Origin of the sequence: Limnohabitans sp. TEGF004, from assembly GCF_027924965.1 — a bacterium.
Classification (GTDB): domain Bacteria; phylum Pseudomonadota; class Gammaproteobacteria; order Burkholderiales; family Burkholderiaceae_C; genus Limnohabitans.
Map to the genome: position 1 here is coordinate 2521705 of NZ_AP027056.1, position 14951 is coordinate 2536655.

The window sequence follows — 14951 nt, forward strand, 5'->3', positions numbered from 1 at the left end:
CAATTCAAGCCTTCATTGTCTCGTGTGCGAAAGACACACGTTGCTGGCGGCGCGCTAAAGTAGCGCCCTATGAATCCAATTTTTAACAAAGTCATCCTCTTCACCGACACCGACGGCTTCGCGCGTTTTCGCGAGGAAACGGTGGAACTCACCGACGGCAAGCCGCAAGCGCGTTTGTCGCCGCTCATGGCCAGCGGTGGCATGCAGCTGCGCCGCAGCCCTGTGGGGTTTCGCAGCGACTTTCATTGCACCGACAACCCGCAATGGTTATTCGTGTTGGAAGGTCAGATGGAAATCTTCTTGCAGGACGGCACGTCACGCGTCTTCGGCCCGGGCGAGCACTTTTACTCGGCCGATGTATTGCCCGCAGGCGCCACGTTTGACCCCAAGGTGCACGGCCACTGGAGCCGCCAAGTGGGGCCGGACGAACTCGTCACCTTGTTTGTTCGCGGCTAATGGTTGCAGGCTAAGCCACGCAGGGTGCGTGGCTTACCAACCTAGCCCTAAGTGCAGGGGCAAATACACGGCCATGCCAAGCACGATGGTCAGCAGCACATTGCGTTTGGCAAAGTAAACCGCCACGCCTACTGCGGCTGCAAAGATGCGGGCGTCCTGCCAAGTGGCAATGAGCTCGCCTTGCGTCATCACAATCTCGGGCACCACCACCGCCGACAAGGCAGCAATGGGTGCGTATTGCAAACCACGTTGCGCCCAGTGGGGCAAGTGCCATTCGGTGTTGCTTAAAAAGAAAAAGCTGCGCGTGACTACGGTGATGATGGCCAGGCCCACGATGACCCACAAGGTCCATGCGTCGGTCACGTTCAAGTCGGTGCTGCTCATGTCAGCCTCTCTTTCGCGGCCTTGAGCTGCTCGGCCATCAAGCATGCGAACACCGCCATGAGAATGGCCAACACGATGTTGAGCTTCAAAGGCAAGGCATACGCCAGCACCGCCGCGATGCCAGCGACGATGGCCGACAACACACGCAAACGCGAGCTAGCCAATGAGCATTGAATACCCAGCAAACACAAAATGCCCGCAAAGCCCAAGCCCCATGACGTGGGAATGGCGTTGGCCAAGGCAATGCCTAGCAAGCTGCAACTGATCCAACTGGTCCAGTTGGCAAAACTCAAACCGGCCAAGTAGGCTTCTTGCGTGTGGCGCTGCTCGTTGGTGTCCGCAGGGTGCGCGAAACGGCGGGTGAACAACACATAGGTGGGGTCTGTGTTGAAGTAGCCCGTCACGATGCGCGGCCAACGTGGCAAGTGCATGAGGTAACCACGCATGTGCAAGCTGAACACCACAAAACGCAAGTTCACACAAAAGCCTGCGGCCAGCACCACCCAAGCAGGCGCACCCGCCACGATGAGTGGCGTCGCAGCCAACTGCGAGCTACCGGCGTACACCACCAAGGTCATGAACACGGCTTCAAACACGCTCATCCCCGACTTGACCAAAGCCACGCCCGTCATCAATGCCCACGCAATTTGCCCGAAGGCTTGTGGCGCGAGGTCACGCACGCCGAGTTTGAACTCAGGGTGTTGGTAGAGTTTGCGTTGCCAAAACATCAGACAACTTTGTGAGCCGCGTGAGGCTCAAAACATTGGCCAGCGGTGATCGGGAAGCCGCGCAAAAAGTCGGCGGCGTTCAGACGTTTACCGCCTGCGCGTTGCAGCTCGGTGATGCACAACACGCCTTCGCCGCAGGCCACGCGCACGCCGTGCTCGTCAGCGCTCAGCACGGTGCCTGCTGGCTTATGGTGTGCGGTGCCTTCCACTGTGGCGCGCCACAGTTTGATAACGTCTGCACCCAGCTGCGCTGATGCGGCGGGAAATGGGTTGAACGCACGCACGCGTCGGCCAATCGTCTCGGCGGACTGTTGCCAATCCACCGCGGCTTCGGCCTTTTCAATTTTGTGGGCGTAGGTGATGCCAGCCTCGGGCTGCTTGCGCGGCTGCAACTTGCCCGCTTGTGCATCGGCCAACGCACGCACCACCAAAGCGCCGCCCATGTCAGCCAAGCGGTCGTGCAAGCTAGCGGTGGTGTCGTCTGCGGCAATGTCGAGCACGTCGGTCAGCAGCATGTCGCCGGTGTCGAGGCCTGCGTCCATTTGCATGATGACCACGCCGGTTTGCGCATCCCCCGCCTCAATGGCGCGGTGAATCGGCGCAGCACCGCGCCAGCGTGGCAACAAAGATGCGTGAATATTCAGGCAGCCCAAGCGCGGCGCATCCAAGGTCCACTGCGGCAGGATGAGACCATAGGCAGCCACCACCATCACGTCGGCCTTATGTTTCGAAATAGCTTCGGCAATTGCTGCTTGTGCAGCGGCTGCATCGTCTGGGTATTTGCCGTCTAGGCGTAGGCTCAAGGGTTGCGCCACAGGGATGTTGTGTTGCACAGCCAATTGCTTGACGGCCGAGGCTTGCAGTTTCATGCCGCGACCGGCAGGGCGGTCGGGCTGGGTCAGCACCAAGGGCACGGTGTGGCCAGCGGCCAAAATTTTGGCCAAGGCCTCAGCCGCAAATTCAGGCGTACCGGCAAAGATGACGCGCAACGAATCACTCATCGTCACGCAAAGCTTTGAGCAATTTGGTTTTGATGCGATTGCGCTTCAAAGGCGATAGGTATTCCACAAACACTTTGCCCATCAAATGGTCGAGTTCGTGCTGAATGCACACGGCCAGCAAACCTTCGGCTTCGATGGTGCGTTCTTTGCCATGCTCGTCGAGGGCTTTCACCTTCACATGCGTGGCGCGCTCCACGCCGTCGTAAATACCGGGCACCGACAAGCAGCCTTCGTCACCTTTGACGCGCTCGTCACCCATCCAAGTAATTTCAGGGTTGATGAGCACCATGGCTTCGTTGCGCTCTTCAGAGGTGTCAATCACCACCAAGCGCTCGTGCACATCCACTTGTGTGGCGGCTAGGCCGATGCCATTGGCGTCGTACATGGTTTCCAGCATGTCGGCAATCAAGGTCTTGATGCGCGCGTCAATTTCTTTGACGGGCTTGGCGACGGTGTGAAGCTTGGGGTCGGGGAATCGGAGGATGTCTAACTTGGGCATAGCAATATTGTCTCCGGTTCTTGTACCCATTTTGGCGACTAAGGATTCAATACCAGCTCATGCACCCACGCATCGGGCTTGCTACGCAGAGGGCGGTATTTGCCTGTGACCCATTCTTTTTTCATGTTGCTGTAGTTGTCCGACCAGACCAAGCCGCTTTGGCCGGTTTGGTAAATGAACTGCGATTGCTCCAGGTCTGACAGGTCGTACACCACACGCAGTGATGCCGCATGGCGATTGGCAAAAGGCAGGTACTTTTCATTCGCCCAATACTGGCCCACGTTGACGGTGAACATGTCGCCATCCGAAGGCACACGCACGCTGAACACATCGCGCAATACGGGCACTTGGCCAAAGGGCTTGTGTGTGCTGAGTGCCACATGCTCGTCACCCCAATCCCAGCGGGCGGGGGTATTGCCTTGCTTCGCGGCAATTCGGTCCAGCGCACGGTCTAGGGCGGCGGTGGATTGCTCGGCGCATGTCTTGGGCGCGCACCAAGGGCTATTGGGTTGTTGCATGACTTTTTCCAGCAACAACCTGAAATGGCGTTTGCCGTATTGCGCTTTGAACACATCGGCACCCAGCTTCGGCTCGATCAAACCACGCGTGAGTTCGTCGGCCCACACCGCAAAGACAAGTGGTGCGGCTTGGTCTGCATCCATGCGGCCATCAAAACCATCTAAGGTTTGCTTCGCTTTCACAGCCAACGGGTGTTGCGATGCGGTGGCTTTGAGCACAGGCAACAAGGTCAATGTGGACAAGGACACGGTGTCGTTTTGCAAAGCCTGCATGTCTTTAAAGCTGTGTTTGGGCTTGGCTTTGAGCACTTGCTCAATGCGGTCAAAGCGATGCGGCGTATTCCAGTCTTGACCCAAGTAATGCGGGTAATTCGGCGGTGTGATGCGTTGGTTGGCCGTGGCGACCCAGCCTTTTTTGCCGTCATCGGCAGGCATGTCGGCATAGGCCACCCAGCCCGTCCAGTCGTAACGCGCATCCCAACCCGGGGCGGGGGCCACGCCACGGATGTCGTTGGCAGCGCTGCGCACGGGCACGCGGCCTGCAGCCTTGTAGGCGATGTGGCCTTGGGTGTCCGCCATGACGATGTTGTGGGTGGGCGAGTGGTTGTCGCCATAGGCCTTCAACAAGTCGGCCACGCTTTTGGCTTGTTGCGCTTTGAGGCCGCCCACCAAGGTGCGGTTGTCGGCATCCAATGCACTCCAGCGCAAGGCCAGCACAAAGCGCGACACATCGATCACTTCTGCATGTGTGGCTTGCGCATCGCTGATCACAGGGCCATGACGCGTGCTGCGCACCACATGGGTCACAGCGGGTTTGCCTTTGACGGCGATGGTCTCGGTGCGTGTGTCAAACGCTTGCCAACCCGTGGGCGTTTTGTAGCGCATGGGGTTGCTTGGGTCGATGTGTTCCAAATACAAATCTTGCACATCCGGCCCAGTGTTGGTAAAGCCCCAAGCCACATGCGCATTGCGGCCCAGCACCACAAACGGCAAGCCGGGCAAGCTGGCACCGATCACATCGGTGTCGGGGGTTTGCAAATGGGCGTAGTACCAAATGGCCGGTGCGCTCAAGGCCAAGTGCGGATCGTTGGCCAACAGCGGTTTGCCTGTGGTGGTGTGTGAGCCCGCCACCACCCAGTTGTTGCTGCCACGGCCTTCGTTAAACCCAGGCTCGCCAATGACAGGCAATGAAAACGACGTTTGCAAGGCTGCGTCATTTTTGTACACGCCCAAGTCACGGTAGAGCTTGGCGAGGTCCACGGCAGAAGCGGGCTTCTCGCCGGGATAAGGCGGGTACAGGTCCCACAACTGTTCGGTGCTCAACTTGCGCGCGGCCACCAGACGCGCAAACTCGTTCCCCCAGTTGCCCCCCAAATCCAGCGCCATGACCAACGACCACGCCACGCTGTCGACTGGTTGCCACGCCACGCCTTTGTCACCACCCGGCTGCGTGCGCAGCAGCGCAAATTCAGGTGGCAATCCTTGTGGGCGGTTGGCATGAAACGCGTTGATGCCATCGCTGTAGGCCTGCAAGTGTTCACGCACATCAACAGGCAACAGGTCGAGCTGCTTTTGCGCCACGTGCATCAAACCCAAAGTGCGCATGAGCTTATCGGTGGGCAGCGTGGCTTCGCCCAAAATTTCTGACAGCTCACCGTGCATCACACGGCGGTTGAACTCTAACTGCCAACTGCGGTCTTGCGCATGCGCAAACCCCAAAGCAAATGCGGCATCATGGTTGCTTTGCGCCAAGATGTGCACCACATCGGCCGCATCGCGCTTGATGTTGACCGACGCTTTCAAGCCTTCGCTTCTGAGTTGCCCGTCATACATCGGCTGGGTATGAAACACCCACACACCCAAACCTGCTGCAAGCGACAGCACCAGCCAAAACACGGCTTTGAACATTCGATGGAGCCAGCGGGTCATACGCATCCTTTGCTTGTCATGGTTGGACTTTAAAGCACTTGAGAAGTTTTCGACTGCTGGCCGTGCACGCCAGCGACACCCGTTCTGACAATGAATTCTTCATTCAATAGGAGGAGCACATGGACAAAGACGAGTTACGCGCATGGCTGCGCTTGAGCATGACCGACGGCGTAGGCAACGATGCCGCACGCCAACTGCTGGCTTGCTTTGGCAGCCCGCAAGCGGTGTTTGAACAAACCGAAACCGCGTTGCACCAAGTGGCCACGCCGAAGCAAGCGCAAGCCTTGTTGACGGTGCCCAACGAATTGGCGGTGCAATGCGTGCGCACCCACCAGTGGCTGATGCACCAACCCGACACGCACACCCACGCGCTGTGGACCTTGGGCGATACGCACTACCCACCCGAGCTGCTGCAACTGGCAGACCCACCGCTGATGATTTACGTGGCCGGTCAAACTCAGCGCACCTTGGGCAACGCCGTGGCCATTGTGGGCAGTCGAAATCCCACACCGCAAGGCGCACAAACTGCAGAGCAGTTTGGCGAAGCGCTCAGCGCAGCTGGCTTGTGTGTGGTGTCGGGTTTGGCGCTCGGGGTGGACGGCGCCGCGCATCAAGGGGCACTGCGTGGTGGCAAAGTTCGCGATGGTGGATCCGCACACACACAGCATTGGCACACCGTGGCCGTCGTGGGTACGGGTCTAGACCGCGTGTACCCACGTCAACACCAAACACTGGCGAATGAGATTGCACGTAACGGTTTGGTCATCAGCGAATACTTGTTGGGCACTGCACCACTCGCGCACAACTTTCCCAAACGCAATCGCCTGATTGCAGCACTGGGCCTCGGCACCTTGGTGGTGGAGGCCGCGTTGAAATCGGGTTCGCTCATCACCGCCAAGATGGCACTCGACCTCAACCGCGATGTGTTGGCCATCCCAGGCTCTATCCATGCGACGCAATCACACGGTTGCCATGCGCTGATTCGCCAAGGTGCGAAGTTGGTAGAGAACGCACACGACGTGTTGGAAGAGTTGCAACTTGCACCGCAACAACAAGTGAATCTATTTGCCCAAGCATTGGGGGCAGACGATGACACCACCTCTGACCCTGCAGAACATCCACTGCTCACTCACATGGGCTATGGACCCGTGAGCTTGGACGCCTTGCAAGCGCGCAGTGGGCAAGACACCGCCACGCTGCAGGCGCAATTGCTCACGCTAGAGTTAGACGGTGCGATAGGCAAATTGCCTGGTGGCTTGTTTCAACGCTTGGCCATGACCTGATCAGGGTGAACACAGATGTTTGTGGGCAAGACAGAAACAAAAAACAGGTATATTGGTTTCATGTTTGAAGTGCTTGTATTCGTCTATGAAAACTATTGGCGAGGCGATGCGTGTCCCGAGCTAGAGCAGCTCGGCCGCAAACTCAACGCCGTGGGTTTTAACGTAGAAGACATCCAACAAGCTTTGTCGTGGCTCGACGAGCTGAACTTGGCGTCGCACAAAACCGAGCTGATCGACATCAGCCAAGCCGAACGCGAGCACCATACCGAATCTGCCCACAGCATGCGCGTGTACTCTGTCGCAGAGCAAGATCACTTAGGTGCGGCGTGCTTGGGCTTCATCAACTTCCTTGAATCTGCCGATGTGTTGTCGCCCCACATGCGCGAAATCGTTCTGGACCGCGCGATGGCCATTCCTGGCAACCCCATCCATTTGGATGACCTCAAAATCATTGTGTTGATGGTGTACTGGAGCATCGGCCTAGAGCCCGATGCGCTGGTGCTCGATGAATTGTGCGACGACGCAGATCGCGTCGCACACTGATCCGTATCTAGGCTACTTAGCTCTTCTTGCCGCCAAAGCGGTGCTCAATCTCACCCACGATGCCGCGACGGAACACCAACACACAGGTGACAAAGGTGCAACCCATGATGATGGTGACCCACGAGCCGAGGCTGGCCAAATAATTTTCCATCGTGATGATGATGGCCGCGCCCACAGATGGCCCAATCATGGTGCCCATGCCGCCCAGCAATGTCATCAACACCACTTCGCCCGACATTTGCCAGCCCACATCGGTCAACGTGGCCAAGCCAAATGCAATGGCTTTGGTGGCGCCCGCCAAACCAGCCAAACCCGCAGACAACACAAACGCCACCAACTTGTAGTGGTCCACGTTGTAGCCCAAAGACAAAGCACGTGGCTCGTTCTCGCGCACTGACTTCAACACTTGCCCAAAGGGCGAATGCACCACGCGATAGATCAACGCAAAGGCCGCCACAAAAATGGCCAGCACCACGTAGTACATGCTGGTGTCGCTGCTCAAATCAAACACACCAAACAACTTGCCGCGTGGAATGCTTTGAATGCCGTCTTCTGCATACGTGAACGGCGACTGAACGCACAAGAAGTAAATCATTTGCGCCAATGCCAAGGTCACCATCGCAAAGTAAATACCTTGTCGACGCACGGCCAACCAACCTGTGAACAAACCAATGCATGCTGCACTCAAGGTACCGGCCAACACGGCGAGCTCAGGCGTCATGCCCCACACTTTGGCGGCATGGCCCGATACATAGGCCGCAAAACCAAAAAACATGGCGTGACCAAACGACAGCAAACCCGTGAAACCAATCAACAAGTTAAAGGCGCTCGCAAACAAAGCAAAGCACAGCACCTTCATCAAGAACATGGGGTAGCCCACAAACGGCGCGACCAAAAGGGCCAACAGCAGGCCGCCGTAAATCAAACGTTTGCTCATCATTTCTCCCGCCCGAACAAACCTGCTGGTCGGATCAACAACACAATCGCCATGATGACAAACACCACAGTCGTCGACGCTTCTGCAAAAAACACTTTGGTCAGGCCTTCAACCAGGCCCAGCCCCAAGCCGGTGACGATGGCGCCCAAGATAGAACCCATGCCGCCAATCACCACCACGGCAAACACCACGATGATGATGTTGGAACCCATCAACGGGCTCACTTGGTAAATCGGTGCGGCCATCACACCTGCCAAACCAGCCAAGCCCACACCAAAGGCATAGGTCAAGGTGACCATCAGGGGCACGTTGATGCCAAAGGCTTTGACCATATTGGGGTTTTCTGTGCCCGCACGCAGGTAAGCACCGAGCTTGGTTTTTTCAATCACGTACCAAGTCGCAAAACACACAACGATGGACACCACAATCACCCACACGCGGTACTTGGGCAACATCATGAAACCCAAATCAAACACGCCGCGGAAGACATCTGGCAACTCATAAGGCAAGCCTGATGAGCCATAAAACTCGCGGAAGATACCTTCCAAAATGAGCGCCAAACCAAAGGTCAACAGCAAGCCATACAAATGGTCGAGCTGATGCAGCCAACGCAGCATGGTTTTTTCAATCACCACGCCAATCAGTGCCACACCGATAGGCGCAATGACCAAGGCCATCCAGTAATTGATGCCCGCATAGTTGAGCAGCATCCACGCAAAGAAAGCGCCCGCCATGTAAAGCGCACCATGCGCAAAGTTGACGATGTTGAGCATGCCGAAAATCACGGCCAACCCCAACGACAAGATGGCATAGAAAGAGCCATTCACCAAGCCAAGCATGAGTTGCCCCATCAACGCTTGTATGGGCACGCCAAAAATTTCAGTCATACATCCGATTCAATGAAACGGACCGCATCATGCGGCCCGTCGTGTCAACACATTACTTCTTCACAAATGCAGGGCAGCGGCTTTGGGCCAATGGCTGGAATGCATCTTCACCCTTGATGGTGCCTTTGAGGTTGTAGTAGTCCCATGCGCCTTTTGATTCAGAAGGCTTCTTCACTTGGAACAAATACATGTCGTGCACCATGCGGCCATCAGGACGCAACTTGCCGTTCTTGGCAAACATGTCATTGATAGGCGTCTCTTGCATCTTCTTCATCACGGCAGCGGTGTCGTCGGTGCCAGCTGCTTGCACAGCCTTCAAGTAATGCATGGTCGATGAATAGACAGACGCATGGTTAGAGTTGGGCTTTTTCTTCATCACAGCTTCGTACTTTTGCGTCCAAGCACGTGTCTCGGGGTTCAAGTCCCAGTACCAACCTTCGGTCAAATACAAGCCTTGTGCGGTATTCAAGCCGATGGCGTGCACATCCGTGATCAACATCAACAAAGCCGCCAAGTTTTGTTTCTTGGTCAAACCAAATTCAGCCGCAGCTTTGATGCTGTTGACCGTGTCGCCACCGGCGTTGGCCAAGCCCACCACTTTGGCACCTGAGCTTTGGGCTTGCAACAAGAAGGAAGAGAAGTCGCCTGTAGACAGTGGGTGACGCACAGCGCCCTTCACCGTGCCGCCTGCGGCCTTCACCACATCGCCCGTGTCTTTTTCGAGCGAGTGACCGAAGGCGTAGTCAGCCGTCAAGAAGAACCAGCTGTCGCCGCCGTCTTTCACAATCGCTTTGCCCACCACATTGCTCAACGCAATGGTGTCCATCAAGTAATGCACGCCCGTGCCTGGTGCGCAGTCTTCGTTGGTCATACGTGCAGTGGCCGCGCCAGTGACGATGGTGATTTTGTTTTTCTCTTTGCCCAGGGCTTGCACGGTCAGCGCCACAGCGGAGTTCAAGTTCTCTACTGTCATGTCCACGCCATCGCGGTCAAACCATTGTTGGGTGACGTTCTTGGCAATGTCGGGTTTGTTTTGGTGGTCGGCATTCACCACTTCGATGGGCTTGCCAAACATCTTGCCGCCGAAGTCTTGCACCGCCATCTTGGCGGCGGCCACAGCACCGGGGCCGCCGTAGTCGGCGTACACGCCCGACATGTCGGTCAACACGCCAATCTTCACGCTGTCGCCAGACAGTTTTCCCTGCGCCAAAGCGCTGGTGGATACGCCTGCCAAAAAGACAGCAGTTGCGGCAGCGATGGCCGAGGTCACGAAAATTCGCTTCATAGTTTGCTCCTGTTGAAAAAGGGCTTAGACGCCCAGATACTCGTTCAGCATTTGCGCTTTGTTATCGAGCTCATCTTTGTGGACTGTGGCCACGATCTGGCCATGCTCCATCACGTAGTGCCGATCTGCCAAAGGTGCAGCAAATCGGAAGTTTTGTTCGACCAAGATGATGGTCAGCCCCTTGGCCTTGAGTTGGCGAATCACGCGGCCCAGTGTTTGCACAATCACAGGCGCCAGACCTTCGGTGATTTCGTCGAGCAACAAAATACGTGCGCCTGAACGCAGGATGCGCGCCATGGCCAGCATCTGTTGCTCACCACCTGACAAGCGCGTGCCTTGGCTATTTCGACGCTCTTTGAGGTTGGGAAACATCTCGTAAATTTCTTCCACCGACATGCCGCCCGGCCCAATCTTGGGCGGCAACATCAGATTTTCTTCGCAGCTCAGGCTGGAAAAAATGCCGCGCTCTTCTGGGCAATACCCCAAACCCAAGCGAGCAATTTGGTTGGTCTGCATGCCAATGGTTTCCACACCGTCAATTTGTACGGAACCCGTGCGTCGACCGGTCAAACCCAAAATCGATTTGATCGTGGTCGAACGGCCTGCACCGTTACGGCCTAGCAAAGTGACCAATTCGCCTTCATGAATTTCAAAATTCACACCATGCAAGATGTGAGATTCGCCATACCAAGAATCAAGGCCAGCGACTTTCAATAGGGGCTTGCTCATGCGGCCTCCTCGGCGGTGCCCACATAGGCTTCAAGCACGCGCGGGTCTTTGGACACTTGGGCGTAAGGGCCTTCAGCCAACACAGAGCCGCGTGCCAACACCGTGATGGTGTCTGACAAGTCAGCAATCACGTTCATGTTGTGTTCCACCATCAGCACCGTGCGGTTGGCAGACACCTTGCGAATCAAATCCACCACACGGCTCACGTCTTCGTGGCCCATGCCTTGAGTGGGTTCGTCCAACAACATCAGCTCAGGGTCGAGCGCCAAGGTGGTGGCAATTTCAAGGGCCCGTTTACGGCCATAGGGCAGTTGCACCGTTTCGGTTTGCGCAAAGCTGGCCAAATCCACCTGCTCTAGCAAGTGCATGGCTTGCTCATTCAAGGTGTTGAGGCTGGACTCAGGTTTCCAAAAATGAAAGCTCGTGCCGAGTTTGCGTTGCAAACCAATGCGCACGTTTTCTAAAACACTCAGGTGTGGAAACACAGCGGAAATTTGAAACGAACGCACCATGCCCATGCGCGCCACTTCAGCGGCTTTGAGGGCCGTGATGTCTTGACCGTTGTAAATGATCTGACCAGAGCTCACCGGTAAAAACTTGGTGAGCAAATTGAAGACGGTGGTTTTACCCGCACCGTTAGGGCCAATCAGAGCGTGAATCGAGCCACGTTTGATTTGCAAATTCACGCCATCCACAGCGATGAAGCCTTTGAATTCGCGTGTGAGTTGCTTGGTTTCTAGGATGAAGTCGTTGCGTGTCAAACCTGATGCCTTCGATGGAAGTCCGTGTGTCTAGGACGCGGATGCTAAGCATCGGCAGTGGTCGTCGCAAAGGGGTAAACCCTTTTTCAAGTCACCTGCAAGACAAAGAGTGGTCTGACCACTCAGCCAAGCGGGCACAAAAAAGCCGGTTCGCAAACCGGCTTTTCCATTGACGGCAAGTGGTTTTAAACCACAGCGCCAGAATTCTCATCATCAGAATCGCCCGCCACTTTGGCCGTGTGTTTGATCAGGTCTTCACGGCGAATGCCCAACCACATGGCGATGGCTGCCGCCACAAACACGGAGGAGTAAATGCCAAACAAAATGCCGATGGTGAGCGCCAGCGCAAAGTAATGCAGGGTTGCACCACCGAACAACAACATGGACAACACCATGAGCTGCGTACAACCGTGGGTGATGATGGTTCGGCTGATGGTGGAGGTGATGGCGTTGTCGATGATCTCGACCGTGTCCATCTTGCGATAGCGGCGGAAGTTTTCTCGGATACGGTCAAAGATCACAACGGATTCGTTCACAGAGTAGCCCAACACTGCCAACACGGCAGCCAAGACGGGCAACGAAAACTCCCATTGGAAGAACGCGAAAAAGCCCAAGATGATGACCACGTCATGCAAGTTCGCAATGATTGCGGCCACGGCAAACTTCCACTCGAAGCGCATGGCCAAATAAATCATGATGCCCACCACCACAAAGGCCAAGGCCTTGAGGCCGTCGACCGCCAGCTCGTCTCCCACCTGGGGGCCGACAAACTCGGTGCGACGCAGCTGCACATTGGCGTCGGTGGTTTTAAGTGCGGTCAGCACTTGTTCGCTTTGCTGCGCAGAGCTTTGGCCTTTGACGGCAGGCATGCGAATCATCACATCACGCGCCGTGCCAAAGTTTTGCACTTGCACATCTGAGAAACCGAGCTTGGCGATTTGGTCGCGCACGGCATTGAGGTCAGCGGGCTGGCTGTAGCTAACTTCCATCAGCGTGCCGCCCGTGAACTCGACCGACAGGTGCAAACCACGGCTGAACAAGAAGAACACCGCCGCCACAAACGTGATGAACGAGATGGCGTTGAACGCCACCGCGTGTTTCATGAACGGGATGTCTTTTTTAATCTTAAAAAATTCCATGATGACTTCCTTTTAAGCGCGCCAAACAGTGCCAATAGACACGCTTTGCAATTTCTTTTGGCGGCCATACCAAACGTTGACCAAGCCACGCGAGAAGAACACCGCAGAGAACATGCTGGTCAAAATGCCCAAGCAATGCACCACGGCAAAGCCGCGCACAGGGCCAGAGCCAAAGGCCAACAAGGCCAAGCCAGCAATCAGGGTGGTGACGTTGGAGTCGAGGATGGTGGCCCATGCGCGGTCGTAGCCGGCGTGGATGGCCGACTGTGCGGATGCACCATTGCGCAGCTCTTCGCGCACACGCTCATTGATCAGCACGTTGGCGTCAATCGCCATGCCCAAGACCAAGGCCATCGCAGCCATGCCAGGCAGCGTGAGCGTGGCTTGCAACATAGAGAGCACCGCCACCAAGAGCAACAAGTTCACGGCCAAGGCGATGCTGGAGAACACGCCAAACAACATGTAATAAATACACATGAAGGCGGTCACAGCGACAAAGCCCCAGGTGACGGAGTCAAAACCTTTGGCAATGTTTTCAGCACCGAGGCTTGGCCCAATGGTGCGTTCTTCAATGATTTCCATGGGCGCAGCGAGCGAACCAGCGCGCAGCAACAAGGCAGTGTCGTTGGCTTCCACGGTGCTCATGCGGCCAGAAATTTGCACGCGACCCCCGCCGATTTCGCTACGGATCACAGGCGCGGTCACGACTTCGCCCTTGCCTTTTTCAAACAGCAGAATGGCCATGCGTTTGCCCACGCTCTCACGCGTCACATCTTTGAAGATGCGTGCACCTTTGGCGTCGAGCGTCAAGTGCACGGCGGCTTCTTGGTTTTGTGTGTCAAAGCCGGGTTGGGCATCGGTGAGGTTTTCACCGGTCAAGATGACTTGCTTTTTCACGATCACCGCTTGGCCGTTGCGGTCCATGAAGCGCTCGGTGCCAAACGGCACGGGGCCGTTGCCAAACTCTGCACTGCGGGCTTCGGCGCTGTCGTCCACCATGCGGATTTCCAGCGTGGCAGTACGGCCCAAAATGTCTTTGGCTTTGGCGGTGTCTTGCACGCCTGGCAGTTGCACCACTATGCGGTCTGTGCCTTGCTGTTGAATCACAGGCTCGGCCACGCCCAACTCGTTGATACGGTTGTGCAAGGTGGTGATGTTTTGCTTGATGGCTTGCTCTTGCACGCGCTTGGCTGCCACAGGGTTGATCACCGCAGTGAGCTTGAAGTCCGCACCATCAGGGGCGCTGGTGGTTTGCAAATCCAGGAACTGGTCTTGAATCACGCGTTGCGCAGCTTCCAACGTGGCCATGTCGCGAAAACGAATCTCGATGGTTTGGTCGTTACGACTGATGCCGCTGTGGCGCACGTTCTTTTCGCGAAGGCCGGTGCGGATGTCACCTGCCAAAGACTCTGCTTTCTTGGTGAGCGCTGAAGGCATGTCCACTTGCAACATGAAGTGCACACCACCGCGCAAGTCCAAACCCAAATACATGGGGGCCGCATTGAGCGAGGTCAGCCACGCGGGTGAGCGGGCCAACAAATTGAGCGCCACGACATACGACGCATCGTTCGCATCAGGCACCAAGGCTTGCTGTATTGCGTCCTTGGCTTTGAGTTGTTTGTCAGTGCTGTCAAAGCGCACTTTGAGCGAGCCGTTGTCCAAGGTCACCACATCGGGCGCGAGACTGGCAGCGGCCAAGGCCGCTTGTACGCGCTCTTGCACAGTGAGGTCAACTTTAACGGACGACTTAGCGGCAGACACCTGCACCGCAGGCGCTTCGCCAAAAAAGTTAGGCAGCGTGTAGAGGCTGCCGACAACCAAAGCGATCACGATGATCGCGTACTTCCAAAGGGGGTAACGGTTCATGATCGC

15 protein-coding genes are annotated in these 14951 nt (G+C 56.3%); 3 read left to right on the top strand and 12 right to left on the bottom strand.

Features of this window, described 5'->3' with window-relative positions:
* The first annotated feature begins 69 nt into the window (after positions 1 to 69).
* Positions 70 to 456: a hypothetical protein gene (locus LINBF2_RS12385; RefSeq protein WP_281889274.1), complete on the top strand. Its 387-nt coding sequence runs from the start codon at positions 70 to 72 to the stop codon at positions 454 to 456.
* Positions 457 to 489: 33 nt separating this feature from the next.
* On the opposite strand, the gene LINBF2_RS12390 is transcribed toward LINBF2_RS12385, so the two are convergent.
* The 5 genes from LINBF2_RS12390 to LINBF2_RS12410 are packed head-to-tail and all read right to left on the bottom strand — an operon-like array spanning position 490 to position 5515.
* Positions 490 to 840, bottom strand: coding sequence for an AzlD domain-containing protein (locus LINBF2_RS12390; RefSeq protein WP_281889276.1), 351 nt, complete (start codon positions 838 to 840; stop codon positions 490 to 492).
* Positions 837 to 1568, bottom strand: a complete 732-nt coding sequence (locus LINBF2_RS12395; RefSeq protein WP_281889278.1) for an AzlC family ABC transporter permease — start codon at positions 1566 to 1568, stop codon at positions 837 to 839. The genes LINBF2_RS12390 and LINBF2_RS12395 overlap by 4 nt, the downstream gene beginning before the upstream one ends.
* Positions 1568 to 2557: a methionyl-tRNA formyltransferase gene (gene fmt / locus LINBF2_RS12400; RefSeq protein WP_104800565.1), complete on the bottom strand. Its 990-nt coding sequence runs from the start codon at positions 2555 to 2557 to the stop codon at positions 1568 to 1570. Before fmt ends, LINBF2_RS12395 begins: the two co-directional genes overlap by 1 nt.
* Positions 2558 to 2561: 4 nt before the next feature.
* Positions 2562 to 3068: a peptide deformylase gene (gene def / locus LINBF2_RS12405; protein ID WP_104800427.1), complete on the bottom strand. Its 507-nt coding sequence runs from the start codon at positions 3066 to 3068 to the stop codon at positions 2562 to 2564.
* A 38-nt stretch (positions 3069 to 3106) separates the two neighbouring features.
* Positions 3107 to 5515, bottom strand: coding sequence for a penicillin acylase family protein (locus tag LINBF2_RS12410; RefSeq protein WP_281889280.1), 2409 nt, complete (start codon positions 5513 to 5515; stop codon positions 3107 to 3109).
* Between the two features lie 119 nt (positions 5516 to 5634).
* On the opposite strand from LINBF2_RS12410, the gene dprA reads away from it, so the two are divergent.
* Complete coding sequence (gene dprA / locus LINBF2_RS12415; RefSeq protein WP_281889282.1) at positions 5635 to 6798, top strand: DNA-processing protein DprA; 1164 nt, start codon at positions 5635 to 5637, stop codon at positions 6796 to 6798.
* Positions 6799 to 6858: 60 nt separating this feature from the next.
* Positions 6859 to 7341 carry a DUF494 domain-containing protein gene (locus LINBF2_RS12420; RefSeq protein ID WP_281889284.1) on the top strand — a complete coding sequence of 161 codons (483 nt, stop codon included), beginning with the start codon at positions 6859 to 6861 and terminating at the stop codon, positions 7339 to 7341.
* A gap of 16 nt (positions 7342 to 7357) precedes the next feature.
* Here LINBF2_RS12420 and LINBF2_RS12425 read toward each other — a convergent pair whose 3' ends face one another.
* The 7 genes from LINBF2_RS12425 to secD all read right to left on the bottom strand — a co-directional run bounded on the left by LINBF2_RS12425 (position 7358) and on the right by secD (position 14945).
* The gene (locus LINBF2_RS12425; RefSeq protein ID WP_281889286.1) at positions 7358 to 8278 is read right to left on the bottom strand and encodes a branched-chain amino acid ABC transporter permease; all 921 of its coding nucleotides are present in this window, start codon (positions 8276 to 8278) and stop codon (positions 7358 to 7360) included.
* Positions 8278 to 9165, bottom strand: a complete 888-nt coding sequence (locus LINBF2_RS12430) for a branched-chain amino acid ABC transporter permease (protein WP_104800424.1) — start codon at positions 9163 to 9165, stop codon at positions 8278 to 8280. Before LINBF2_RS12430 ends, LINBF2_RS12425 begins: the two co-directional genes overlap by 1 nt.
* Before the next feature lie 52 nt (positions 9166 to 9217).
* Positions 9218 to 10450, bottom strand: coding sequence for an ABC transporter substrate-binding protein (locus LINBF2_RS12435; RefSeq protein WP_281889289.1), 1233 nt, complete (start codon positions 10448 to 10450; stop codon positions 9218 to 9220).
* 24 nt (positions 10451 to 10474) lie between these two features.
* Positions 10475 to 11179, bottom strand: coding sequence for an ABC transporter ATP-binding protein (locus LINBF2_RS12440; protein WP_281889291.1), 705 nt, complete (start codon positions 11177 to 11179; stop codon positions 10475 to 10477).
* Entirely contained in the window at positions 11176 to 11940 is a 765-nt protein-coding gene (locus LINBF2_RS12445; protein ID WP_281889293.1) for an ABC transporter ATP-binding protein, read from the bottom strand. The genes LINBF2_RS12440 and LINBF2_RS12445 overlap by 4 nt, the downstream gene beginning before the upstream one ends.
* Before the next feature lie 185 nt (positions 11941 to 12125).
* On the bottom strand, positions 12126 to 13079 hold the full coding sequence (gene secF / locus LINBF2_RS12450; protein ID WP_281889295.1) for a protein translocase subunit SecF: 954 nt from the start codon (positions 13077 to 13079) through the stop codon (positions 12126 to 12128).
* 12 nt (positions 13080 to 13091) lie between these two features.
* The gene (gene secD, locus LINBF2_RS12455) at positions 13092 to 14945 is read right to left on the bottom strand and encodes a protein translocase subunit SecD (RefSeq protein ID WP_281889297.1); all 1854 of its coding nucleotides are present in this window, start codon (positions 14943 to 14945) and stop codon (positions 13092 to 13094) included.
* Positions 14946 to 14951 lie beyond the last annotated feature (6 nt).

Coding starts and splice junctions, on each gene's coding strand:
- LINBF2_RS12385 (WP_281889274.1), top strand. CDS start 70: ATGAATCCAATTTTTAACAAAGTCATCCTCTTCACCGACACCGACGGC.
- LINBF2_RS12390 (WP_281889276.1), bottom strand. CDS start 840: ATGAGCAGCACCGACTTGAACGTGACCGACGCATGGACCTTGTGGGTC.
- LINBF2_RS12395 (WP_281889278.1), bottom strand. CDS start 1,568: ATGTTTTGGCAACGCAAACTCTACCAACACCCTGAGTTCAAACTCGGC.
- def (WP_104800427.1), bottom strand. CDS start 3,068: ATGCCCAAGTTAGACATCCTCCGATTCCCCGACCCCAAGCTTCACACC.
- LINBF2_RS12410 (WP_281889280.1), bottom strand. CDS start 5,515: ATGACCCGCTGGCTCCATCGAATGTTCAAAGCCGTGTTTTGGCTGGTG.
- dprA (WP_281889282.1), top strand. CDS start 5,635: ATGGACAAAGACGAGTTACGCGCATGGCTGCGCTTGAGCATGACCGAC.
- LINBF2_RS12420 (WP_281889284.1), top strand. CDS start 6,859: ATGTTTGAAGTGCTTGTATTCGTCTATGAAAACTATTGGCGAGGCGAT.
- LINBF2_RS12425 (WP_281889286.1), bottom strand. CDS start 8,278: ATGAGCAAACGTTTGATTTACGGCGGCCTGCTGTTGGCCCTTTTGGTC.
- LINBF2_RS12430 (WP_104800424.1), bottom strand. CDS start 9,165: ATGACTGAAATTTTTGGCGTGCCCATACAAGCGTTGATGGGGCAACTC.
- LINBF2_RS12435 (WP_281889289.1), bottom strand. CDS start 10,450: ATGAAGCGAATTTTCGTGACCTCGGCCATCGCTGCCGCAACTGCTGTC.
- LINBF2_RS12440 (WP_281889291.1), bottom strand. CDS start 11,179: ATGAGCAAGCCCCTATTGAAAGTCGCTGGCCTTGATTCTTGGTATGGC.
- secF (WP_281889295.1), bottom strand. CDS start 13,079: ATGGAATTTTTTAAGATTAAAAAAGACATCCCGTTCATGAAACACGCG.
- secD (WP_281889297.1), bottom strand. CDS start 14,945: ATGAACCGTTACCCCCTTTGGAAGTACGCGATCATCGTGATCGCTTTG.